This is a genomic window from Parapedomonas caeni, assembly GCF_041060555.1.
Lineage (GTDB): Bacteria > Pseudomonadota > Alphaproteobacteria > Sphingomonadales > Sphingomonadaceae > CAUJIW01.
Window position 1 is genome coordinate 305,631 of record NZ_JBEUDS010000001.1, and the last position, 23,032, is coordinate 328,662.

22 protein-coding genes are annotated in these 23,032 nt (G+C 68.1%); 17 read left to right on the forward strand and 5 right to left on the reverse strand.

All coding sequences use genetic code 11. The features are described 5' to 3' along the window. The first annotated feature begins 19 nt into the window (after positions 1–19). Positions 20–1,780 carry a hypothetical protein gene (locus tag ABU113_RS01195; RefSeq protein WP_454557636.1) on the forward strand — a complete coding sequence of 587 codons (1,761 nt, stop codon included), beginning with the start codon at positions 20–22 and terminating at the stop codon, positions 1,778–1,780. A 41-nt stretch (positions 1,781–1,821) separates the two neighbouring features. Here the strand turns inward: ABU113_RS01195 and ABU113_RS01200 are convergent, their stop codons facing one another. From ABU113_RS01200 to ABU113_RS01215, 4 genes are all read right to left on the reverse strand, one after another. Further along, on the reverse strand, positions 1,822–2,565 hold the full coding sequence (locus ABU113_RS01200) for an arginyltransferase (protein ID WP_454557637.1): 744 nt from the start codon (positions 2,563–2,565) through the stop codon (positions 1,822–1,824). A gap of 134 nt (positions 2,566–2,699) precedes the next feature. Further along, positions 2,700–3,611 (reverse strand): flagellar motor protein MotB, encoded by a 912-nt coding sequence (locus ABU113_RS01205; RefSeq protein ID WP_454557638.1) that lies wholly within the window; start codon positions 3,609–3,611, stop codon positions 2,700–2,702. A 107-nt stretch (positions 3,612–3,718) separates the two neighbouring features. Next, positions 3,719–4,993: a threonine ammonia-lyase gene (locus ABU113_RS01210; RefSeq protein ID WP_454557639.1), complete on the reverse strand. Its 1,275-nt coding sequence runs from the start codon at positions 4,991–4,993 to the stop codon at positions 3,719–3,721. 86 nt (positions 4,994–5,079) lie between these two features. After that, positions 5,080–7,506 (reverse strand): penicillin acylase family protein, encoded by a 2,427-nt coding sequence (locus ABU113_RS01215; protein ID WP_454557640.1) that lies wholly within the window; start codon positions 7,504–7,506, stop codon positions 5,080–5,082. A 101-nt stretch (positions 7,507–7,607) separates the two neighbouring features. On the opposite strand from ABU113_RS01215, the gene ABU113_RS01220 reads away from it, so the two are divergent. Next, positions 7,608–9,329: an amidohydrolase gene (locus ABU113_RS01220; RefSeq protein WP_454557641.1), complete on the forward strand. Its 1,722-nt coding sequence runs from the start codon at positions 7,608–7,610 to the stop codon at positions 9,327–9,329. 14 nt (positions 9,330–9,343) lie between these two features. Continuing rightward, a complete protein-coding gene (locus tag ABU113_RS01225) occupies positions 9,344–10,687 on the forward strand; it encodes a M20/M25/M40 family metallo-hydrolase (RefSeq protein WP_454557725.1) in 1,344 nt (447 codons plus the stop codon). Positions 10,688–10,705: 18 nt separating this feature from the next. Here the strand turns inward: ABU113_RS01225 and hemB are convergent, their stop codons facing one another. Beyond that, a complete protein-coding gene (gene hemB / locus ABU113_RS01230) occupies positions 10,706–11,713 on the reverse strand; it encodes a porphobilinogen synthase (RefSeq protein ID WP_454557642.1) in 1,008 nt (335 codons plus the stop codon). A gap of 85 nt (positions 11,714–11,798) precedes the next feature. Here hemB and murI point away from each other — a divergent pair, with 85 nt between their 5' ends. The 14 genes from murI (at position 11,799) to thiL (ending at position 23,025) form a co-directional block, all read left to right on the forward strand. Then, positions 11,799–12,596, forward strand: a complete 798-nt coding sequence (gene murI, locus ABU113_RS01235) for a glutamate racemase (RefSeq protein ID WP_454557643.1) — start codon at positions 11,799–11,801, stop codon at positions 12,594–12,596. Positions 12,597–12,666: 70 nt separating this feature from the next. Further along, positions 12,667–13,119, forward strand: coding sequence for a PaaI family thioesterase (locus ABU113_RS01240; protein ID WP_454557644.1), 453 nt, complete (start codon positions 12,667–12,669; stop codon positions 13,117–13,119). A 10-nt stretch (positions 13,120–13,129) separates the two neighbouring features. Then, positions 13,130–14,167, forward strand: coding sequence for an enoyl-CoA hydratase/isomerase family protein (locus ABU113_RS01245; RefSeq protein WP_454557645.1), 1,038 nt, complete (start codon positions 13,130–13,132; stop codon positions 14,165–14,167). A 154-nt stretch (positions 14,168–14,321) separates the two neighbouring features. Continuing rightward, positions 14,322–15,536, forward strand: a complete 1,215-nt coding sequence (gene hemA, locus ABU113_RS01250; protein WP_454557646.1) for a 5-aminolevulinate synthase — start codon at positions 14,322–14,324, stop codon at positions 15,534–15,536. Between the two features lies 1 nt (position 15,537). After that, positions 15,538–15,801 (forward strand): DUF6898 family protein, encoded by a 264-nt coding sequence (locus tag ABU113_RS01255; RefSeq protein ID WP_454557647.1) that lies wholly within the window; start codon positions 15,538–15,540, stop codon positions 15,799–15,801. A 123-nt stretch (positions 15,802–15,924) separates the two neighbouring features. Beyond that, positions 15,925–16,377, forward strand: a complete 453-nt coding sequence (gene rpiB, locus ABU113_RS01260; protein WP_454557648.1) for a ribose 5-phosphate isomerase B — start codon at positions 15,925–15,927, stop codon at positions 16,375–16,377. Positions 16,378–16,393: 16 nt separating this feature from the next. Beyond that, positions 16,394–17,704 (forward strand): serine hydroxymethyltransferase, encoded by a 1,311-nt coding sequence (gene glyA, locus ABU113_RS01265; RefSeq protein WP_454557649.1) that lies wholly within the window; start codon positions 16,394–16,396, stop codon positions 17,702–17,704. A gap of 69 nt (positions 17,705–17,773) precedes the next feature. Further along, complete coding sequence (nrdR, locus tag ABU113_RS01270; protein WP_454557726.1) at positions 17,774–18,268, forward strand: transcriptional regulator NrdR; 495 nt, start codon at positions 17,774–17,776, stop codon at positions 18,266–18,268. A gap of 57 nt (positions 18,269–18,325) precedes the next feature. After that, entirely contained in the window at positions 18,326–19,360 is a 1,035-nt protein-coding gene (gene ribD / locus ABU113_RS01275) for a bifunctional diaminohydroxyphosphoribosylaminopyrimidine deaminase/5-amino-6-(5-phosphoribosylamino)uracil reductase RibD (RefSeq protein WP_454557650.1), read from the forward strand. Positions 19,361–19,370: 10 nt separating this feature from the next. Continuing rightward, positions 19,371–19,973: a riboflavin synthase gene (locus tag ABU113_RS01280; RefSeq protein WP_454557651.1), complete on the forward strand. Its 603-nt coding sequence runs from the start codon at positions 19,371–19,373 to the stop codon at positions 19,971–19,973. Beyond that, positions 19,970–21,106: a 3,4-dihydroxy-2-butanone-4-phosphate synthase gene (ribB, locus tag ABU113_RS01285; RefSeq protein WP_454557652.1), complete on the forward strand. Its 1,137-nt coding sequence runs from the start codon at positions 19,970–19,972 to the stop codon at positions 21,104–21,106. Before ABU113_RS01280 ends, ribB begins: the two co-directional genes overlap by 4 nt. A gap of 11 nt (positions 21,107–21,117) precedes the next feature. Beyond that, positions 21,118–21,558: a 6,7-dimethyl-8-ribityllumazine synthase gene (ribH, locus tag ABU113_RS01290; protein WP_454557653.1), complete on the forward strand. Its 441-nt coding sequence runs from the start codon at positions 21,118–21,120 to the stop codon at positions 21,556–21,558. Positions 21,559–21,565: 7 nt separating this feature from the next. After that, positions 21,566–22,054: a transcription antitermination factor NusB gene (gene nusB, locus ABU113_RS01295; protein WP_454557654.1), complete on the forward strand. Its 489-nt coding sequence runs from the start codon at positions 21,566–21,568 to the stop codon at positions 22,052–22,054. After that, entirely contained in the window at positions 22,051–23,025 is a 975-nt protein-coding gene (gene thiL / locus ABU113_RS01300; RefSeq protein ID WP_454557655.1) for a thiamine-phosphate kinase, read from the forward strand. The genes nusB and thiL overlap by 4 nt, the downstream gene beginning before the upstream one ends. The last annotated feature ends 7 nt before the right edge of the window (positions 23,026–23,032 follow it).

Here is a 23,032-nt window from a genome sequence, read left to right on the forward strand (position 1 = left end):
GGCAGGCCCGGCGATCATCATGCGTGGCCTGATGTTGGCGGGGCTGGCGGTTGCCTGGGGCCTGCTGGTGTGGTTCGGCCTCAAGCCGTTCCGCTTCGAGCGCGAGGCGTTTGATCTCGCGATTTTCGGTCTGAACTGGCCGCCGGAGGGCCTGCGGGACATCGCGCGCAATATCCTCATCGCCATGCCCTACGGCGTCATGATGGCGCTGCGCTCGCCGCTTGAGCGCCGACGCGGCATGGCACTCCGGGCGCTGCTGGCGCTGGGCCTGCTCACGGCGCTGGTGATCCAGATTGTCCGCCTGGGCGACCCGGAGGATTTGCCAAGCATCATCGATGTGGTGGCCAACGGCATCGGCATGATGGCTGCCGGCGTGCCGGCGGCCGTGGGCGCTGTGCTCGCGAACATCGTCTGGCAACGCTTCCGCCGGGCGCCCCTGAAAGCCCGCCGGCTTGGCGTGGCGGCAACGGCGGCACTGGTGCTGGTCGCCGGTGTTGCCGCTGGCCGTCACTATGTTGTGACGCGGGTGTTTTCCGCCGCCGCCGACACGCTGGAGGCGCCGGTGGCCGGCGCCTTCGGGCCCATCGGTCCGCGTGCGCGGACGCCGCGGACGCTCTACTACGATTCGGCGGGGGTACCGCTGCCCACCGGCCCTGACGGCGCGCTGCGCGGCGACATGACGGCGGCCGGCGCCATCGGGCCCGACCTGGAGATCATTCATGTCGCCGACATCCAATCGTTGCTCCGGGCGGTCACGCGTGCCCGGCCTGGTCAGGTCATCTCCCTGGCTCCAGGCAGCTATCGCCTGGTGCGGGGATTGTCGCTGGCCAGGGCCGGTCGCCCGGAGGCGCCGATCGTGCTCAGGGCGGAAACGTCCGGCACCGTGACACTGCGGTCGATCGCCAGCGAGGCCGTGCGCGTTACGGCACCCTACTGGGTGATCGAAGGCGTGGAGCTGCGCGGCGCCTGCGCGGCGGACGCCTGCGAGCATGCGGTTCACGTCACCGGCAAGGCGCGCGGGGTCACCCTGCGGGATCTGGTGATCCGGGATTTCAGCAGCCCCATCAAGGTCAACCGATCGTCGGGCATCTCCCCCGACAACGGCCTGATCGAATATGCGCTGATCTTCAACGGTCACCCGCGTGTCACTGATGCGGCGGTGAAGATGGTGGACATTGCAGCACAGGGGTGGCGTCTGCACGCCAGTGTCATTGCCGACTTTGCCCGCGATGGCGGTGATCGGACCGCTTATGGGGTGAACCTGCGGGGGCCTAATCTGGTGGAGCGTACGCTGGTTGCCTGCCAGTGGCGCCATCGCGGCGGTCTGCGCATCGGCATCGCGCTGGGCGGTGAGGGCGGGGTGGTGCGCAACAGTATCGTCAGTGCCTGCCCCAACGAGGTCGGCGTCGATCTGGATGGGGCAATCGGCGCCGTGGTGCACAACAGTCTGATCGCAGGCACCCGTGGCCTCGACCTGCGCCGGCCCGGCAGCAGCGCACTGGTCTTCAACAGCGTCGTCGATGGCGGCATCCGCGCGCGCCAGGGCGGTGCGCTGACGGCGCAGGACAACGCGACCAGCGGCTGGCTTGCCGCCGTGACCGGGGCCGTCAGTGCGCCGTTCAGCGGCGATGGCGAGTGGTTTTCCGGTGCCGGCGCGACCCCTGCCGGCCGGCCGCTGCCCGCGCCACTGCCCGACATCTGCGGCGGGATGATGTCGGCCCGCCAGCCACCGCTGGGCCCGTTCGCGCGTCCGGACAGCTGCGCTATCCGGTTGCCGTGAGGGACGTAAGAGATGGCCTGATGTGAGCCGGCGACCGGTGGTTAGGCGGGCGTATCGGTCATCATCGGGTGCCAGCCCTCGCCCGAGAGGACGTCGATCGGCTGGAAACGAACCTTGTAGGCCATCTGCTTGCAGTCGGCGATCCAGTAGCCGAGATAGACATAGGGCAGGCCCATGGTCACCGCCCGGCGGATATGGTCGAGGATGATATGGGTGCCAAGGCCGCGCCGCTGGCCGTCGGCGGCGTAGAAGCTGTACACCATCGACAGTCCGTCAGACTGGTGGTCGGTCAGGCACACCCCTACCAGCGCCCCCCGGTTGTCGGGATGGGGCTCGCGATATTCATAGACCACCGTATCGACCGGCGTGCGCTCCACCATGTCGGCATAGTCGTCGCTGTCCATTTCGCTCATGCCGCCGCCGGGATGGCGTGCCGCGAGGTAGCGGCGTAGCAGATCGAACTGCTCGGCCGTCGCCCAGGGCTCGCACGCCGAGACCTGGAGGTCGTCGTGGCGCTTCATCAGCTTGCGCATGCTGGCATTGGGCTGGAACTCCGCGGCCCGCACCCGCACCGAACGGCAGGCGGTGCAGCCGTCGCAGGAAGGCCGGTAGGCGACGTTCTGGCTGCGCCGGAACCCCATGCGGCCGAGCGCCTCGTTGAAGGTCGCGGCGTCGGGGCCCCGCAATTCGGTGAACAGCTTGCGTTCGGTCCGCCCCTCGACATAGGGGCAGGCGCCGGGAGCGGTCACGAAAAACCGGGGAAATTGCAGGAACTGGTCGTTCATCCCTCGTGCCCTGAGCGCCTGTTTGCCCGCCAGGCCGCGGGTGCGGCAGGCGATTAGCCCACAGTATCAGGCCGTTGGACACTTGGGGAAGGGGGATGAAGAGTTAACGGAACCGCGGACCCGTAAAAAAAGCGTTAATAGGTGGCCCCGAAGTTGGGCGCCATCACTGGTGCCTCGCGAATGATCAGAACGGAGATGCGCCGGTTCTCCGGGCGCAGCGGATCGTCCGGGTAAAGCGGGTCGGTGGAGGCTCGGCCCGTGACCTCGGCGAATCGGTCCACCGGCACGCCGGCGCTGCGCAGCGCCCGCCGGCTGGCGTTGGCGCGGTCCGCCGACAGCTCCCAGTTGCCATAGAGGCTTTCGCTCTGGGCACCCGTGCTGTCGGTATGTCCCTGGATCGAGATGCGGTTGGGCAGGCCCTGGATGACTCCGCCCACCACCCGCATCATGCGTTCGGCGAACGGGTACAACTCGGCGGTGCCGGGGCGGAACATCGGTCGCTGATCCCGATCCACCAGCTGGATACGCAGACCGTCGGGCGTCTGCTCCATGGAGATCTGGTCCTTGTAGCGGTTGAGTTCCGGCGTGCTCTGGATCGCCGACTTGAGCTCGTCCTCGGCCTGGAGCAGCTTGGCGTCGGGTTGTGGCGGCAGCTTGGTCTGCCACGACGACGACGCGCTCTGGCTCTGGCTTTCCATTGATGCCTGCTCGGCCTCCGATTCCTTCTGCGGCGAGGCGCTGGGCATGGCCATGGTGACCGAACCCGATGACTTGGCACCTTCGCTTTCCATGGCGGTGCCGGCGAGAATGGAGCCGGAGCCGGAAGAGTTGGACATGGTGGAGTTCGACGGCGTGAAATAGTCGGCGAGACCTTGCAGCGTCACCTTGTCGGATACCGACAGCAACCACAGCAGCATGAAGAAGGCCATCATCGCGGTCACGAAGTCGGCATAGGCCACCTTCCAGGCGCCGCCGTGATGGCCGCCCGCCACTTTCTTGACCTTCTTGATGAAGATCGATGGTTTCTCGTCGCCTTTTTTGGCCATGATCCAGCTGCTGGTCGGAGTTTTCTCCGATCAGTCTGCCGCGCGGGTGGTTAAGGCCGAGTTAGTATCGCCGGCACGAGCCCCGACCTGGTCTTTCCAGGGCTGCTTCACACCGCCTCGATCAGGCGCACATCGTAGCTCTGCTCGCGCAGCGCCTCCATCAGCCGGTCGAGATGGCGGCGGTCGCGGGTCTCTACTTCGATGTCGGCGTAGGTGCCCTTGGCCGGCAGCTTGGTGAATACCCGCTGATGGCTGACGTCGACGATGTTGACCTGCTGTTCGTGGAACACCTTGGCGACGTGATACAGCTCGCCCGGCCGATCCTTGAGGCGCACCCGCAGCCTGGCCAGCCGGCCCTCGCGGGCAAGTTCGCGCAGCAGCACGTTGGCGAGCAGGCGGGTGTCGATGTTGCCGCCGCTGATGACCAGGCCGACCTTCTTGCCGCGGAACCGTTCGGGGCGGGCGAGCAGGGCGGCCAGGCCGGCCGCGCCAGCGCCTTCGGCCACGGTCTTCTCGATGGTGAGCAGCAGCGACACCGCGCGCTCCAGTTCCGGCTCCGACACCAGCAGGATGTCGTCCACCAGAGCCTTGACGATCGGGAAGGTGCGCTCGCCAGGGTATTTCACCGCGATGCCTTCAGCCAGCGAGTCCCCGTCGCAGATCGCCTCGAAGCCCTTCACCTTGGCCGCCATCGACGGATACAGTTCCGCCTGGACGCCGATCAGTTCGATATCCGGCTTGATGGCCCGGGCAGCAACCGCCATGCCGGAGATCAGCCCGCCGCCGCCAATGGAGATGCACAGGCAGTCGAGATCGGGGACCGTTTCCAGCATCTCCATCGCCACGGTGCCCTGGCCAGCGATCACCAGCGGGTCGTCGAACGGATGGATGAAGGTCAGGCCGCGCTCCTCGGCCAGCTTGTTGGCGTGCGCCGCCGCTTCCTCCAGCTTCTCGCCGTGGAGAATGACGCTGGCGCCATGACCTTCCGTCTGCTGCACCTTCACGATCGGCGTGCTCCGGGGCATGACGATGGTGGCGGGGATGCCGAGACGGCTGGCGTGGTAGGCGACGCCTTGGGCGTGGTTGCCCGCCGACATGGCAATGACACCGCGTCGGCGCTGATCGGCCGACAGGTTGTGCAACCGGTTGAGCGCGCCGCGCTCCTTGAACGCGGCCGTGAACTGAAGGTTCTCGAACTTCAGGTAAACCTCGGCACCCACGATCTCGCTGAGTGTCCGGCTCTTGAGGCAGGGGGTCGTGACAAGCGCATCGCCAATGATCGCCCGGGCGGCCGCGATGTCGCTGAAGGTCACCGGCAGGCCGGTATCCGGGCGATCATTGGCTGTGCGTGCGTCGCTGAGCTCGGGCTGTGCCACGGTCATCTTCCCATCATCATCAAAGGGCACCGCTCTAGCCCAAAGCGGGGGGCGATGGAAACGGCAATCCGCTTGTCGGGCCAGGGCGCGCCTTACTCCCGCACAGGCAGCAGCTCCAGCCGCCGGGGCCGGGCCTGCTCGATCGACGGGCGCTGGGTGGCGATGGTGATCGATCGCACATGCGCCCAGTGATCCTCCATATCGCGATAGTGCGGCGACAACGGGTGGCCCGACTGGCCGGTGGGAATGATGTAGCGCGACGCATCCAGGTCCGCGAGGTCATAGATGGCCCGGTAGCTGGGGCCGACGCGCGCCTTGAAGTCAACACTGCCGCTGTAATCGAACAGCGCGACGTTGGGACTGTCGGGGCCGCCGCCGATCGCGGTCGACGAGGCAAACCACTTGCGCAACCAGCCCACCTCGGACATCGGACGATGCTGCTGGTCGGCACGCAGCGCTGCGATCCAGCGCCAGCGGTCCCAGTGTCGACCATGACGCTGGCCGAGGGCATCCATCGCCTGGGTGAGCGACTGTCGCGCGAGGTCGGCGCAGGACTCGGCGCGCGGCGTCAGGCGGATGTCGCACCAGATCCTTCCGCTTGCCGGGTCCGCCAGCACGGACTTGATGAATTCGGGGCGCGGCTTCCAGCGCTCGGCGAAAAGCGGCCCCAGATCGTCGCGGTAGAGCAGGGCGGAGAAGGCCTGATTCCAGGCAGCCGCGATCAGCGGCTCCGGCCGGTCGGCGGTCATGGCGCCATCCCAGGCGCGCAGGGCCTGTAAGACGGGCCGCAGATCGTCCGGCACCTCGCCCAGCACCGAGAGAAGTGCCTGCACGCTGTCGTGCATGCCGCCATCCACCACATCGGCCTGAATGGCCCGGAAGCTTCCCATGTCGTGGCGCGGGGTCGCTTCCAGCAGTCGGGCGATGCGGTTGTAGCGGTAAGGCAGCTCCCAGTCGGCGGTCAGGTGATAGGGGTAGTCCGCGTCCACAACCTTCTGGTTGGCGGTGGTGATCCATCCGCTGGCCGGATTCGCGGTCATTGGCATCGCCTCGGGCGGAATCCAGCCGGTCCACTCGGACGCCGCGAGCCATCCCGGGGCTGGCAGCAGGCCGCGCGTCGGGTGGTCGGGGCCACGCACCGGCACCCTGCCCGGAGAGACATAGCCGATGTTGCCGTCCACGTCGGCGTAGACGATGTTCTGCTGGGGCGAGATGAAATCCCGCGCGGCGGTGACGAATCCCGGCCAGTCCCGTGCCGCCGCCATCAGCCGTCCCGCCCGGGCGGTGGTGTCGCCCGGTTGCAGCGCCACCCATTGCAGGCTCATCGCATAGCCATCCCCCAGCCTCTGCTTGAGCTCCGGCAGAACGTCCGAGATCACCGGGCCGTGCCGGCCGGTGCGCACGGTCAGCACCTTGTTGGCGCCACCCTTGATCCGGATGACCTCGACGCGCTGGGTGAAGGTCGCAGTGCCGGTGGGCGTGTCGTAGGTGCCCGCCTCGGGGTCGCGTACACGTTCGATGTAGAGGTCATGCACGTCGGGCGCGGTATTGGTGAATCCCCAGGCGAAGCGGTCGTTGCGGCCGAGCACCACGAACGGCACGCCGGGCATCGTGGCACCCACCACATTATGGCCGGCGACGTTGAGGTGGGCGAGGTACCAGATGGAGGGGGTCGTCAGTGCCAGGTGCGGGTCGTTGGCCAGCATCGGCTTGCCGGAGGCCGTCCGGCTGCCGGCCACCACCCAGTTGTTCGAGCCGCCGCCAGTGGCCTCCGGTCCCAATGGCGTTGCGCCATCGGCCGCCGCCGACGGCGCCGACGCACCCAGCACGGCCTCGGGCAATTCGGCATAGAGCGCCGGGATGCGGGAGAAGTCGTGGGCCGGTTCGCCGGGGTAGGCGGGGTAGAATTGCGCCACCTGTTCGGGGGTCAGGCGGGAGAGCAGCAGGAACCGGCCGAGTTCCACCCGCCAGTTGTACCCCATGTCGAGCGCCATCAGCTTCAGCCACACCAGCGTGTCGGCGGGCTGCCAGGGCTCCGGCTTGGTGCCGAGGATGAGAAACTCGGGCGGCAGCGATGTCCGGCGGGTCTCAAGAAAGGCGTTCACACCGCCCGCGTAGGCCTCAAGCATCTGGCGGGTCTCGGGGTCCAGCGCCGCCACGTCCTGGCGTGCGCGGTGATAGAGCCCCAGCGTGCGCATGAAACGATCGGTGTCGAGCACTTCCCGGCCGAACAACTCGGCGAGTCTGCCCTGGCCGATACGGCGGTTCATCTCCATCTGCCACAGCCGATCCTGGGCGTGCGCGTATCCCAGCGCCCGGTAGGCGTCCGCAGGCGTGGCGGCGAAGATGTGGGGAATGCCATGGCGGTCGCGCAGCACTTCCACCTTGGCCTTCAGGCCAGCGATCGTCTGATGTCCCTCGGTGCGGGGAAGGCTGTCTCGTGCGGTGTAGTAGGCCCCACCGGCGGCCAGACCCGCCAGCACCAGAACGAACAGCAGCACCCACAGCAATCGCCGCATACCCACCCCCAATCCGCGGGCAGCCGGTTTCCGGTCTCGCCCCTCCGTCGCGCGCCATGCTAAGACCGCAACGGCGTCTTGGCGAGAGGACATGTGACATTATGCGCATCTATCAGGCTGTTGGCGCACGGGGGCGGCGCGTGATGCCGGCAAGGCGGTTGGGCGGCTTGCTGCTGACGGTGGGTCTCGCGGCCCTGCTGGCGGCGCCGGCGTTGGCCGCGACCCTGATCGATAACGTGCAGGGCTACACCTTCGATCAACTTGGCCGGCTGCAGCGCTTCGAGGCGCTGCTGGTGGATGACGACGGGCGGGTGGCGGCCACCGGCAGCCTCAAGACGATGGGCGATCGTGCAACAACGGCCATCCGCATCGACGGCGGCGGCGCGACGCTGCTGCCGGGACTGATCGACGCCCACGGTCATGTGATGGGCCTGGGTTTCCAGGCGCTGGAGGTCAATCTCGCCGACACCACGTCGCTCGACAACGCGCTGGCCCGCCTCAAGGCCTATGCCGAGGCCCACCCCGACCTGCCATGGATCCGCGGGCGCGGCTGGAACCAGGTGCGGTGGGGGCTGGAGCGCTTTCCCACCGCCGCCGAACTGGATGCGGTGATCGCCGACCGCCCGGTGTGGCTGGAACGGGTGGATGGTCATGCCGGCTGGGCCAACAGCGCCGCGCTGAGCAAGGCGGGGGTCAAGGCCGCCACCGTTGATCCGGCAGGCGGGCGCATCGAGCGCGATGCCGATGGCGCGCCGTCGGGTGTGCTGGTGGATGCGGCGATGGATCTGGTGAACAAGGTGGTGCCGGCGCCGACACCCGAGCAGCGCGCGGCGGCGCTGACGGCGGCACTGGCCGAGCTGGCCTCGGTCGGCCTGACCTCGGTGCATGATGCCGGCATCGATGCCGAAACCTGGGCGCTGTATCGCAAGTTCGGCGACGAGGGGAGGCTGACCGTGCGCATCGGCGCCATGATCGGCGGCATGGGGCGAGACTTTGATGTGCTGGCCAGGAAGGGGCCGGTGGCCTCGCTTTATGACGACCGGCTGTCGCTGCGCGCGGTCAAGCTCTATGCCGATGGCGCGCTGGGGTCGCGCGGCGCGGCGCTGACAGAGCCCTACGCCGACGACCCGCCCAACAAGGGGCTGCTGTTCAACACCGATGCCCGGCTGGCCAACTGGATGTCGCGCGCCATCGGCGCGGGTTTCCAGGTCAATGTCCATGCCATCGGGGACGCCGCCAACGCCCAGGTGATCGACAGCTTCGCCTCGATCCTCAAATACACCGGTAACGGCCTGCGCCATCGCATCGAACATGCCCAGGTGATGACACCGGCGGACATCGAGCGGGCCGCCAACCTTGGGCTGATCTTCTCCATGCAGCCGACCCACGCCACGTCCGACCGGGTGATGGCCGAGGCCCGCCTCGACCCCGAACGGCTGGCCGGCGCCTATGCCTGGCGCACGGTGCTGGCGCACGGCGGCCGGCTGGCGTTTGGCTCCGACTTCCCGGTGGAGCCGGCCAACCCCTTCTTCGGCCTGCATGCCGCCGTCACCCGGCAGGGGCACGACGGCGAACCCGAAGGCGGCTGGATGCCGGCGCAGAAACTTACCGTCGAGGAGGCCCTGCGCGCGTTCACCCTGGATGCGGCCTACGCCGGCTTCCAGGAGGGGCAGGTCGGCAGTCTGGTGCCTGGCAAGTGGGCGGATTTCATTCTGGTCGACCAGGACATTTTCAAGGTGGCGCCGGAGACGTTGTGGCAGACCAAGGTGCTGCAGACCTGGGTCGCCGGGACGCGGGTGTTCATGCGGGAGGGGCAACAGTGACGGGGGAGCGGATGATGCGGGCGGGTCGGTGCAGGACAGGTTGGCGCCGGGCGGCGGGGGCCGCACTGCTGACGCTGGGCGTGGCGGCGACCGGGCCGGCGCAGGCCGGTGGGTTGAGCGCGCGGGAGCAGACGATGGTGCGCACGGTGGAGGCCGGCCGCGAGCGGGCGATCAGTCTGCTGGAACAGCTGGTCAACGTCAACAGCGGCACCATGAACCTCGCCGGCGTGACTCAGGTCGGCGCCATGATGCGCGCCGAGCTGGAACCGCTGGGGTTCACGGTGCGCTGGGTGCCGATGGCCGGGACCGGGCGCGCCGGACACCTGATCGCCACCCGCAAGGGGCGGGCCGACACGAAGCGGCTGCTGCTGATCGGTCATCTTGATACTGTGTTCGAACCGGACAGTCCGTTCCAGACCTTCGTGCGGCGTGGCGACATCGCCGAGGGGCCGGGCGTCAACGACATGAAGGGTGGGCTGGTCATCATGGTCGAGGCGCTGCGGGCGATGCAGGCGGCCGGCACCCTGAAGGACGCCAACATCACCATCGTGCTGACCGGCGACGAGGAGCGGGTAGGCAATCCCCAGGCCGAGGCGCGCGCCGACCTCGTCGCCGCCGCCAAGGCCAGCGACATCGCGCTGGAGTTCGAGGGACTTGCGCGGGAGAACGGCCGGGACATGGGCTCGATCGCCCGGCGCTCCAGCACCACCTGGCGGCTGGTGACCACCGGCAAGTCCGGCCATTCATCGGGCATCTTCAGTGCCACCACGGGAGATGGCGCCATCTACGAGATGGCCCGCATTCTGGCGGCTTTCCGCAGTGAGCTGCCGGAACCCAACCTGACCTTCAACGTCGGCCTGCTGGTGGGCGGCGCGCGCGCCAGCCTGAGCGCCGACGACACCGGCGGCACGGCCGCCGGCAAGCCCAATATCATCCCCGCACAGGCGGAAGCGCGCGGCGACATCCGCACGCTCGACGACGGCCAGACGGCGCGGGTGCAGGCCAGGATGCGGGCGATCGTCGCCCGCCATCTGCCGGGCACCGGCGCCGAGATTGATTTCTACGAAGGCTATCCGGCGATGGCGCCGACCGCCGGCAACCGGGCGCTGCTCGACCGGCTGAACGGGGTCAACCGCGACCTCGGGCTGCCGGAGATGCCGGCGCTCGATCCGCTCAAGCGCGGCGCCGGCGACATCTCGTTCGTCGCGGCCTATGTCGACGGGCTGGTGGGCACCGGTGCTGCCGGCGAGGGGGCGCATGCGCCCGGCGAGACGGTGGAGCTCGCCAGCCTCGACCGGCAGGCCAAGCGGGCGGCGATCCTGATGAGCCGGCTGGCGGCCGAGAAGCGGGCGCGATAGCCGGCCCCGGCCTTTCGGTCAGGCGTTGAGCAGCCGCGCGACATCGCGGGCGAAATAGGTCAGCACGCCATCGGCGCCGGCGCGCTTGAAGGCCAGCAGGCTTTCCAGCATGGCGGCGCGGCCATCGAGCCAGCCGTTGCCGGCGGCGGCCTGGATCATCGCGTACTCGCCCGACACCTGATAGGCGAAGGTCGGCACCCCGAAGGTGGTTTTCACACGCTGGATGATGTCGAGATAGGGCATGCCGGGCTTGACCATCACCGTGTCGGCGCCCTCGGCAAGGTCGATCGCCACTTCCCGCAGTGCCTCGTCACTGTTGGCCGGGTCCATCTGGTAGGTCTTCTTGTCACCCTTGAGCAGCCCGCCCGAGCCCACCGCGTCGCGGAACGGGCCATAGAAGGCCGAGGCGTATTTGGCGGCGTAGGACATGATCTGCACGTTGGTGAAGCCCTCGGCCTCCAGCGCCGTGCGGATGGTGCCGATGCGGCCGTCCATCATGTCGGAGGGGGCGACGATGTCGGCGCCGGCGCGCGCCTGGTTCAGCGCCTGGCCCACCAGCACCTCCACCGTTGCGTCGTTCATCACATAGCGCTCCGGCGACAGCAGGCCGTCGTGGCCGTGGGCGGTGTAGGGGTCGAGCGCGACGTCGGTGAGGATGCCGATGTCGGGCACCGCGTCCTTGATCGCCCGGGTCGCCCGGCACATCAGATTGTCGGGATTGAGCGCCTCGGCGCCGTCGTCGGAGCGGCGCTCGCGCGGCGTGTTGGGGAACAGCGCCAGACAGGGGATGCCAAGGCTGGCCGCTTCGCGGGCCGCCTCGACGCACAGGTCGACCGACAGCCGCTCGACGCCCGGCATTGATCCCACCGCCTCGCGGGCCTGGTCGCCCTCGATGATGAACAGCGGCCAGATCAGGTCGGCCGGGGTCAGCAGGTGCTCGGCGACCATGGCGCGCGACCAGGGGGTGGCGCGCACCCGGCGCGGGCGGGCAAGCGGGAAGGGGGCAAGCGGGAAGCTGGTGGGCACGGGGCCGGATCCTTGATTGAGGTTGAGGTCGCGGCAGGACCTGCTAGACACCGCCCATCTACAACCAAGCGGGCGTCGGGTCCACGTGTCGCGCAGTCGCAAGCCCCTGTTGGTGTTCGATTCCGGTGTCGGCGGCCTGTCGGTGCTGGCGGAAATCCGCGCACTGCTGCCGACCGCGCCGATCGTCTATTGCGCCGACAACGCCGGCTTTCCCTATGGCGCCAAATCGGAAGCCGAGCTGGCGGCCCGGGTGCCGGCGCTGCTCGGCCGGCTGGTGGAACGCTACGACCCGCTGCTGGTGGTGATTGCCTGCAACACCGCCAGCACCATCGCGCTCGGCCATGTGCGGGCCGCACTCGATCTGCCGGTGGTCGGCACGGTGCCGGCGATCAAGCCGGCGGCCCTGGCCAGCAAGACGCGGGTGATCGGCGTGCTCGGCACCCCGGCGACGGTGCGGCAGGCCTATGTCGACAATCTGGTCGCCGAGTTCGCCGCCGACTGCACCGTGCTGCGCCATGGCTCGGTGGAACTGGTGGTGCTGGCCGAACAGAAGCTGCGCGGCCAGCCAACCGCGCCCGAGGCCTACCGGGCGGTGCTCGATGGCCTGTTCGGCCAGCCCGGCGGCGACCGGCTGGATACGGTGGTGCTGGCCTGCACCCATTTCCCGCTGGTGCGCGAGGAACTGACGGCGGTCGCACCCCACCCGGTGCAGTGGATCGACAGCGGCGCCGGCATCGCCCGCCGCGCGGCTCATCTGAGCGCCGGCCATGTCTGGCAGGATGCGCCGCAAGGGCTGGCGGTGTTCACCCGCCACGACGACAGCCTGGTGGCGCTGCGCCCTGCATTGCTGCACTACGGATTGGCGCAGATGGAGATTTTGTAGCGCCACCGCCTGCACCATAAGGCAGGGCGCGCGATAACAGGAACAGGCATCCGGGGGAGGAACGAGCCACGTGGTCTTGAACAAGCAGGAAATGATCGAGCGCCTGAACCGGCGGCTGCCGCCCACCGGCGCGCTGCTGGGCATGCAGGTGCTCGACCTCGATCAGGATGAAGGCACCATCCGCATCAGCTACGAGGCGAAGGCCGAGTTCTGCAACCCGATGGGCAATGTCCAGGGCGGTTTCGTCGCCGCCATGCTCGACGATGCCGCCGCGCTGGCGGTCATCGTCAAGTCACGCGCCCGCATCAGCATTCCGACGCTGGAGTTCAAGGTGAGCTTTCTGGCGCCGGCGCGCATGGGCGTGCTGTTCGCCGAGGGGTGCTGCCTGCGGCTGGGGCGTACCATCGCCTTCATGGAATCCACCCTGCTGGATGCCGGCGGCAAGAAGCTGGCGGTGATGACCGCCACCGGCATGCCGGTCGCCGCACCGGAAAACCCGACATTTGTAACACGTGAACAGTGAAGCGAGAGCCATGACCGACGACGTTCTGTTTGAAATCCGGGGCCGCGCCGGCCTCATCACGCTGAACCGCCCGCAGGCGCTCAATGCGCTCAACCACGCCATGTGTGTCGCCATCTATGACCAGATGAAGGCATGGATCGACGAACCGGCGGTGGAGCGGGTGGTGATCCGCGGCGCCGGCGACCGCGCCTTCTGCGCCGGTGGCGACATCATCGGCCTGCACAACGCCGGCAAGAGCGACTCTCCGGGCTGGGAGGGCTTCTTCTTCGACGAATACCGCCTCAACCACCTGACCAGTGTCTACCCCAAGCCCTATGTGGCGCTGATCGACGGCATCACCATGGGTGGTGGCGTCGGCCTGTCGGTGCACGGCCCCTACCGCGTCGCCACCGAAAAGACGCTGTTCGCCATGCCGGAGACCGGCATCGGCCTGATCCCCGACGTCGGCGGGACCCACCTGCTGGGGCACATGCCGGGCGAACTCGGCGTCTATCTCGGCCTGACCGGCGACCGGCTGAAGACCGCCGACTGCCTGTTCGCCGGCGTCGCCACCCATGTGGTGGGCGCGAGCGACATCGAGGCGCTGGTGACCGCGCTGGCCGATGAGGCCTGCAGTGTTGACGACATCCTGGCCCGCTTCGCGGCTGATCCGGGCGAGGCGCCGCTCAAGGCCCGGCTCGCTGACATCGACCGCGCGTTCGCCGGCGCGACCGTCGAGGCCATTCTGGGTGAGCTGTCGATGGGCGACGACTGGGCGGTGGCCTGCCGCGACAAGCTGCTGGGCTTCTCGCCGATCTCGATGAAGCTGACGCTCAAGGCGGTACGCGCCGCCCGCGGGCTCGACCTGGCGGCCTGTCTGGTCCAGGAATACCGTATCGTTGGCCACATCAAGCACGGTCATGACTTCTTCGAGGGCGTGCGGGCACTGCTGATCGACAAGGACAAGTCGCCCAAGTGGAAACCGGCGGCGCTGGCCGACATCAGTGCGGAGACGGTCGATGGCCACTTCGCGCCGCTGCCGGGTGGTGAACTGACCTTCGAGTTCTGATCCCCGCCTGCGTCATCGGGGCGGCCAGTAATAGAGAAAGTCATTTGCAGTCAGGGAAAATTTCACCTTTGGTTGCGACATTTCGGCTATTGCGGGCCGCCCCGACGAGTCTTAGGGTCGCGCCAGTGAGAAACGGCCCAGGGAAGAGCGGCCCATGAACTACGAACGCGTTTTCCAGGAAGCGATCGATCGCCTGCATCAGGAAGGTCGCTACCGGGTGTTCATCGACGTGCTGCGTAACCGCGGGGCCTTTCCCAACGCCCGCTGCTTCGCCGGCCACAACGGCCAGCGGCCCATCGTCATGTGGTGCTCCAACGACTATCTCGGCATGGGCCAGCACCCCAAGGTGATCGAGGCCATGGAAAAGGCGCTGCACGATGTCGGCGCTGGCTCCGGCGGTACCCGGAACATCTCCGGCAATACCCACTATCACCTTGATCTGGAAAACGAACTTGCCGATCTGCACGGCAAGGAAGCGGCACTCACCTTCACCTCGGGCTATGTCTCCAACGAGGCGACGCTGTCGACGCTGGCCAAGATCCTGCCGGGCTGCGTGATCTTCTCCGACGAGCTGAACCACGCCTCGATGATCGCCGGCATCCGCAATTCCGGCGCCGAGCGCCATGTGTTCCGCCACAATGATCTGGTGCATCTGGAAGAGCTGCTGGCGGCGACGCCGGCGGACAAGCCCAAGCTGATCGCATTCGAGTCCGTCTATTCGATGGATGGCGACATCGCGCCGATCAAGGAAATCTGCGATCTGGCCGACAAGTACAACGCCATCACCTACCTCGACGAGGTCCATGCGGTGGGCATGTACGGCAACCGCGGCGGCGGCGTCGCCGACCGTGAGGGCCTGATGGACCGCCTGACGGTGATCGAGGGCACGCTGGGCAAGGCGTTCGGCGTGATGGGCGGCTATATCACCGCCTCGCGCACCATCGTTGACGTCGTGCGCTCCTACGCGCCCGGTTTCATCTTCTCCACCTCGCTGTCGCCGGTGCTGGTCGCCGGTGCGCTGGCGAGCGTGCGTCACCTGAAGGAGAGCCAGGTCGAGCGGCAGATGCATCAGGAGCGCGCGGCGCGACTGAAGCAGATGCTCGGCGAGGCCGGCCTGCCGGTGATGCCGTCGGTCAGCCACATCGTGCCGGTCAAGGTCGGCGATCCGGTGCGCTGCAAGAAGATCTCCGACATCCTGCTGGTCGAGTATGGCATCTACGTCCAGCCGATCAATTACCCCACCGTGCCGCGCGGCACCGAGCGCCTGCGCTTCACGCCGTCGCCCAATCACTCGGACGAGATGATGGCGGCCCTGCGCGACGCGCTGCTGGAAATCTGGGATCGTTTGGACCTGCGTCTCGCGGCCTGAGATGCCGACGGACGACGATCAGGGATATTTCATCGAATTCACGCCGATCGGCAACGCCGTCAAGGTGTCGGCCGTTGATCCGCTGACCGGACTGGAAGTTTCCATCGTCGGTCCGGCGACCGCGGCGCATGGGGAACTGGCGCGGCTTGCCGCCCGCAAGCTCGACAGGGCGCTGGGGCGAGGCGCGCCGGACCACACGGATGTGTCTGGCGGCGATGCGTCATCTAAAGGGCCTGCCGGTCGACGGGGTGGTATCATCGTCTGAGCCGGCGGGCCGTGGGGTCTGCACTCTCCGCACTCGGGCGCCATCAGGCTATGGCGGCGGCGCCCCCCCTGTGCTAGGAGCGCGCCGCATAACGAGTCACGAGCCGCGGAGTCGCGCGTTACCATGTCTGACACCCCTCGCATTGTCGCCATCGGTTCCGATCATGCCGGCGTCACGTTGAAAAACCTGCTGATCGATGACCTGAAGGCGGCCGGGTTTGAGGTGCTGGATTGCGGTACCAACGGTACGGAGTCGGTCGATTATCCGGATTTCGGCTATGCGGTGACCGAAGCCGTGGCATCCGGTCGCGTCTGGCGCGGCGTGGTGGTCTGCGGTTCCGGTATTGGCATCTCCATCGCCGCGAACCGCAACCCGGCCATCCGGGCAGCCCTGTGCACCTCCGGGTTGATGGCGCGCCTGGCCCGCCAGCACAATGACGCCAATGTGCTGGCGCTGGGCGAACGGCTGATCGGCGCCGACGTTGCCCGTGACTGCCTCAAGGAATTTCTGGCGACCGCCTTCGAAGGCGGGCGCCATCAACGGCGGATCGACAAGCTGTCGAACCCGCCGGCGTAAGCAGGAGAAGCTTCACATGACCCAAGCTGCCGCCCAGTCCGCCGACATCCGCAGCGCGGATTTCTTCACCGCCGGTCTTGAGGCCGCCGACCCGGCGCTGGCCGAGGCCATTCACGGCGAGCTGGTTCGCCAGCAGGAGCAGATCGAGCTGATCGCCTCGGAAAATATCGTCTCCAGGGCGGTGCTGGAAGCGCAGGGCTCGGTGCTGACCAACAAGTACGCCGAGGGCTATCCGTCGAAGCGCTACTATCAGGGCTGCCACCACGTCGACATCGCCGAGCAGCTGGCGATCGACCGGGCCAAGCAGCTGTTCGGCGCCGAGTTCGTCAACGTCCAGCCGCACTCCGGCGCCCAAGCCAACGGCGCGGTGATGCTGGCGCTGCTGCAGCCGGGTGACACCATCATGGGCCTGTCGCTGGCGGCCGGCGGTCACCTGACGCACGGCGCGCCGCCGGCGCTGTCGGGCAAGTGGTTCAAGGCGGTGCAGTATGGCGTACACCCGGAAACCCACCAGATCGATTTCGACGAGGTCGAGCGGCTGGCGAACGAGAGCAAGCCGAAGCTGATCATCGCCGGCGGTTCGGCCTATCCGCGCACGCTGGATTTCGCCAAGTTCCGCGCCATTGCCGACTCGGTGGGCGCCTATCTGATGGTCGACATGGCCCACTTCGCCGGTCTGGTGGCCGGTGGCGTGCATCCCAACCCGATGCCCCATGCCCATATCGTCACCACCACCACGCACAAGACGCTGCGTGGCCCGCGTGGCGGCATGATCCTCTCCAACGACGTCGATCTCGGCAAGAAGATCAACTCGGCGGTGTTCCCAGGCCTGCAGGGCGGCCCGCTGATGCATGTCATCGCCGCCAAGGCGGTGGCGTTCGGCGAGGCGCTGCGGCCCGAATTCAAGGCCTACGCCGCCCAGGTGGTGAAGAACGCCCAGGCGCTGGCGGCCAAGCTGAAGCAGCGCGGCTGCGACATCGTCGCCGGGGGCACCGATACCCATCTGGCGCTGATCGACCTGCGGCCCAAGGGCCTGACCGGCAAGGACGCGGACGAGGCGCTGGAGCGGGCCGGCATCACCTGCAACAAGAACGGCGTGCCGTTCGATCCGCTGCCGCCGACCAAGACCTCGGGCATCCGCGTCGGCTCCCCGGCCGGCACCACCCGTGGTTTCGGCGTCGCCGAGTTCGAGGCGATCGGCGACATGATCGCCGACGTGCTCGACGGCCTGGTCCAGAGCGGGCCGGAAGGCGCGCCGCTGGTGGAGGCGGCGGTACGCGAGCGCGTGCGCGCGCTGTGCCAGCGTTTCCCGATTTATCAGGATTGATCTTGACGAATGGGGGCCTCAGGCCCCCATATCTTGTATCCATCGTTCAGGGGGAAGGCCGGGGCGCTCATGCGTTGTCCGTTTTGCAGTCACGAAGACACCCAGGTGAAGGACAGCCGGCCGACCGAGGACAGCTCGGCGATCCGGCGGCGGCGGCAGTGCCCGGCGTGCGGCGCGCGGTTCACCACCTTCGAGCGCGTGCAGCTGCGCGAACTCATCGTCGTCAAGAAGTCAGGCAAGCGCGAGCTGTTCGATCGCGACAAGCTGGAACGTTCGGTGCGCATCAGTCTGCGCAAGCGGCCGGTGGAGCCTGAGCGCATCGAGCGCCTGGTCAACGGCCTGGTGCGCCGGCTGGAATCCATGGGCGAGAACGAAATTCCCGCCAATGTGATCGGCGAGATGGTCATGGAAGGCCTGGAGACGCTCGACCCGGTGGCCTATGTCCGGTTCGCGTCCGTTTATAAAAACTTTCGTGAAGCCAAAGACTTCGAGACGTTTGTTGGGCAGTTGGGTGAAAAAATCACCGACCGCCGTCGTCTCGACGTCTGGGGTGAGCGCGACTGACGACCACGGTCGCCGCGCGCCCTGAGGTCACAGCCTGAGGTCAAGGACGGCGCATTGATGTCCCAGGCCCCAACCACATCCGTCCGCGAGGCCGATCGGCGCTGGATGAGCGCGGCGCTGGCGCTGGCCGAGCGCGGCGTCGGCCGCACACAGCCCAATCCGTCGGTCGGCTGCCTGATCGTCTCCGAGGGCGTTGTCGTCGGCCGTGGCTGGACCCAGCCGGGCGGGCGACCGCACGCCGAGGCGATGGCGCTGGCGGAGGCCGGCGACCGGGCCCGGGGCGCTACCGCCTATGTCACGCTGGAGCCGTGCGCCCATGTCAGCCCGCGTGGGCCCGCCTGCACCGATCTGCTGATCGCCGCGGGGCTGGCCCGGGTGGTCATCGCCGCGCACGACCCCGATCCGCGCACCGACGGTGACGGTATCCGCCGCCTCACGGTAGCCGGTATCGCCGTCACCGTCGGCGTCGGCGAGGCGGCGGCCATCGATCAGCAGGCGGGCTTCCGCTGCCGGCTGCGCCTCGGCCGGCCGCAAGTGACGTTGAAACTGGCGACCTCGCTCGATGGCAGGATTGCGCTGGCCTCGGGCGAGAGCCGCTGGATCACCGGCGCCCAGGCCCGGGCTCATGCCCACCTGGAGCGCGCCCATCATGACGTCATCCTGATCGGCCGCGGTACGCTGGAGGCCGACGATCCGGCGCTGGACGTGCGTCTGCCGGGGCTGGAGAATCGCGCGCCGCGCCCTTTGGTCGCCAGTACGACACTGGCCGCCATCCCGCCGGCGTTGCGGCTGAGCGGGCGCGCCACCGTCGCGCCGGAAGCCGATCCTGCTGCCCTGCTGGCCCGTCTGGGCGGTGAAGGGGTGCTGCGGGTGCTGGTCGAAGGGGGGGCGGGGCTTGCCACCAGCCTGCTGAAGGCCGATCTGGTGGATCGCCTGCTGTGGTACACCGCGCCCGTCCTGCTGGGGCGGGGCCGTGATGCGGTGGGCGATCTTGGTCTTGCCCGGCTGGCCGACGCCCACGGTCGCTGGCGCCGGATCGAGGACAGTGTTTTAGGCGTCGACCGGCTGGCGGTCTTCGCCCGTATCCGCTAACAGGACGCCCATGTTCACAGGAATCATCACCGACGTCGGCGCCGTGCGCGCCATCGAGCATCGCGGCGACACCCGCATGGTCATCGCCACCGCCTACGATCTGTCGCGGGTGGAGATTGGCGCGTCCATCGCCTGTTCCGGCGCCTGCCTGACCGTGGTCGACAAGGGCGACGACTGGTTCGCCGTCGATGTGTCCGCCGAGACGCTGACCAAGACCAATCTGAGCGATTGGCAGGTGGGCAGTGCCGTCAATCTGGAGCGGGCGCTGAAGATCGGCGACGAGCTGGGCGGCCACATCGTCACCGGCCATGTCGATGCCGTCGGCACCATCGCCGACATCACCCCCGAGGGCGACTCCCGGCGCTTCAGCTTCGCCGCGCCGCGCGCGCTGGCCGGCTTCATCGCGCCGAAGGGCTCGATCACCATCAACGGCACCTCGCTCACCGTCAACGCTGTCACCGACAGCGCCGAGGCGGTGACCTTCGGGGTCAACATCATTCCCCACACCCAGCAGTGCACCACGTTCGGGACAGCCAAGGTCGGCGATCGGGTCAATCTGGAAATTGACGTGCTGGCGCGCTACGTCGCCCGGCTCAAGGAGGTCGCCGCATGACGCAAACCGCTCCATCCGTCTATTCCTCGGCGTTGTCCTCGATCGAGGAGATCATCGAGGATGCCCGCAACGGCCGGATGTTCATCCTGGTCGACGACGAGGACCGCGAGAACGAGGGCGACCTGGTCATCCCGGCGCAGATGGCGACACCGGAAGCGATCAACTTCATGGCCAAATACGGCCGTGGCCTGATCTGCCTGACGCTGACCGTCGACCGGGTGAAGCAGCTCGAACTGCCGCTGATGAGCCAGGACAACGGCACCCGCCACCAGACCGCCTTCACCGTCTCCATCGAGGCCAAAGAGGGCGTGACCACCGGGATTTCGGCGGCCGACCGTGCCCGCACCGTGGCCGTCGCCATCGACGCCACCAAGGGCAAGGAGCATATCGTCACCCCCGGCCACGTGTTCCCGCTGATGGCGCGCGAGGGTGGTGTGCTGGTGCGCGCCGGCCACACCGAGGCGGCGGTCGACATCGCCCGTCTGGCCGGCCTCATCCCCGCCGGCGTGATCTGCGAGATCATGAACGACGATGGCACCATGGCCCGGATGCCGGACCTGGTGGGCTTCGCCCAGCTTCATGGCCTGAAGGTCGGCACCATCGCCGATCTGATCGCCTACCGCCGGCGGCACGACAATCTGGTGCAGTGCGTGGCGGAACACCGGATGACCAGCGTTATTGGCGGTGACTGGACGGTCAAGGCCTACGCCAACATGGCCGAATATGCCGAGCACCTGGTGCTCATCAAGGGCGACATCGATGCCTCGAAGCCGGTGCTGGTGCGTGTGCACGCCATGTCGATCTTCGACGACATCCTGGGCGAGGTTGGTCCGCGCGCCGGCCAGCTGCAGGCCGCGATGAAGGCGATCGCCGATGAAGGCGCCGGCGTTGTCGTCGTGATCCGCGACGCCCGTCCCGACCGGCTGTCGGAAACCATGAAGGTCCGCGCCGGCGAGACCGCCAGTGACGGCCACATCCGCGACTATGGTATCGGCGCCCAGATCCTGCTCGACCTGGGTGTCAAGGACATGGTGCTGCTGACCAACTCGCCCCGCCATACGCTCGTCGGCCTTGAAGGCTACGGGCTCAACATTGTCGACGAGCGGAAAATCCCGCCGTTCCCCGCCATCTGAAAGCCGCGCCCATGACCAAATCCCCCCATCTTCTCATTGTCGAGGCCCGGTTCTACGAGGATCTGGCGGATGAGCTCGTCGCCGGCGCCGAAGCGGCCGTGTTGGCCGCCGGCGGCACCTGCGAGCGCATTTCCGTGCCCGGTGCGTTCGAGATTCCCGGCGCCATCGCCATGGCGGCGCGCTCGGGCCGGTTTGACGGCTATATCGCGCTGGGCGTCGTCGTGCGCGGCGAGACCACGCATTATGATTATGTCTGTGGCGAGAGTGCCCGCGGCCTGATGGACCTGGCGACCCGCGAACGGCTGGCTATCGGTTATGGCATCCTCACCACCGAGAACTTCCGCCAGGCGTGGGAGCGCGCGCGCATCGGTCTTGGCAACAAGGGCAAGGCGGCCGCCGAGGCGGCGCTGGCGATGATCGACCTGCGCACCCGCTTCAATGCTGCCAGCTGATCCTATCATGACCTCTGCTCCCTCCAAACCAGGCCCCAAATCCGGCTCGTCGCGCTCGGCCGCGCGACTGGCCGCCGTGCAGGCGCTCTACCAGATCGAAATGGGCAAGGAGACCGCGCCCAAGGTGCTCAAGGAGTTCCACGACCACCGGCTGGGCGGCGAGATCGAGGGCGATGTCTACGTCACCGCCGATCGGGCGCTGCTCGATGATCTGGTCAGCGGCGTCATGGCCCGGCGCGAGGAGATCGACCGGCTGATCGGTGATCATCTGGCCGAGGGCTGGGCGCTCGACCGGCTGGACCGGCCGATGCGGCAGTTGCTGCGCGCCGGTCTTTACGAACTGCTGGCCCGGCCCGACGTGCCGACCGCGGTGGTCATCAGCGAATATGTCGATGTCGCCCACGCCTTCTACGAGGCGCGCGAGGCGGCCTTCGTCAACGGCCTGCTGGACCGCGTCGCCCGTTCCATCGGCCGGATCGCGCCTGCCGCATCATGAAGGAGCGGGCGCTGATCGGCCGCTTGCTGGCGCCGATCGCCCGTTCCACCGCCGCGCGCGGCCTGCTGGACGACGCGGCCGTGTGGCAGCCTCCGGCCGGCCAGGCGCTGGTGCTGACCAAGGACATGATGGCCGCCGGCGTCCATTTCCTGCCCGACGATCCGCCCGCCGCCATCGCCGCCAAGCTGCTGCGGGTGAACCTCTCCGATCTCGCCGCCAAGGGGGCGGTGCCGCAGGGCGTGCTGCTGGGGCTGGGGCTGCCGGATGCAACGCCGGATGCCTGGATCGAGGCGTTCGTCGCCGGCCTGGGCGCCGATCTCGACCACTTCGGGGTCGCGTTGTGGGGCGGTGATACTATCGGCGGCGTCGACCGGGTGACCCTGAGCCTGACCGCCATCGGCCAGGTGCCATCCGGCGGCGCGCTGGGCCGGATGGATGCGCGTGCCGGCGACACCCTCTACGTCACGGGCAGCATCGGCGACGGGCTGCTGGGGCTCCACGCGCTGACCGGCGAGGCATCGGTCGAACTGCTGTCACCGGACGAGCGGGCCGCCTGCATCGCGCGCTATCGTTGCCCGGAGCCTCGGGTTGGCCTGGGTCCGGCGCTGGTGGGGCTGGCGCACGCCTGTGCCGATGTGTCCGACGGCCTGCTGGCGGATGCCGGCAACATCGCCGAGGCCAGCGGCCTCAAGCTGGTCATTGATCTCGCGGCGGTGCCGCGCTCGCCGGCGGGTGTCCGCTGGAGCGGCGCCGATGTCGCCCGCCGGCTGGCGCTGGCGACCGCCGGTGACGACTACGAACTGGTGTTCACGGCGCCCGCATCGGCGCACGCGGCGGTGTTGGCGGTTTGTCAACGCTTTGGCGTCAGAGTCAGCGCCATTGGCCGGGTCGAGGGCGGCACGGGCGTGGTGGTCCTTGATGACAGAGGGCGCCCCCTGACGGTTGACCGAGCCGGCTATCAGCATGGATGAGCGCGGA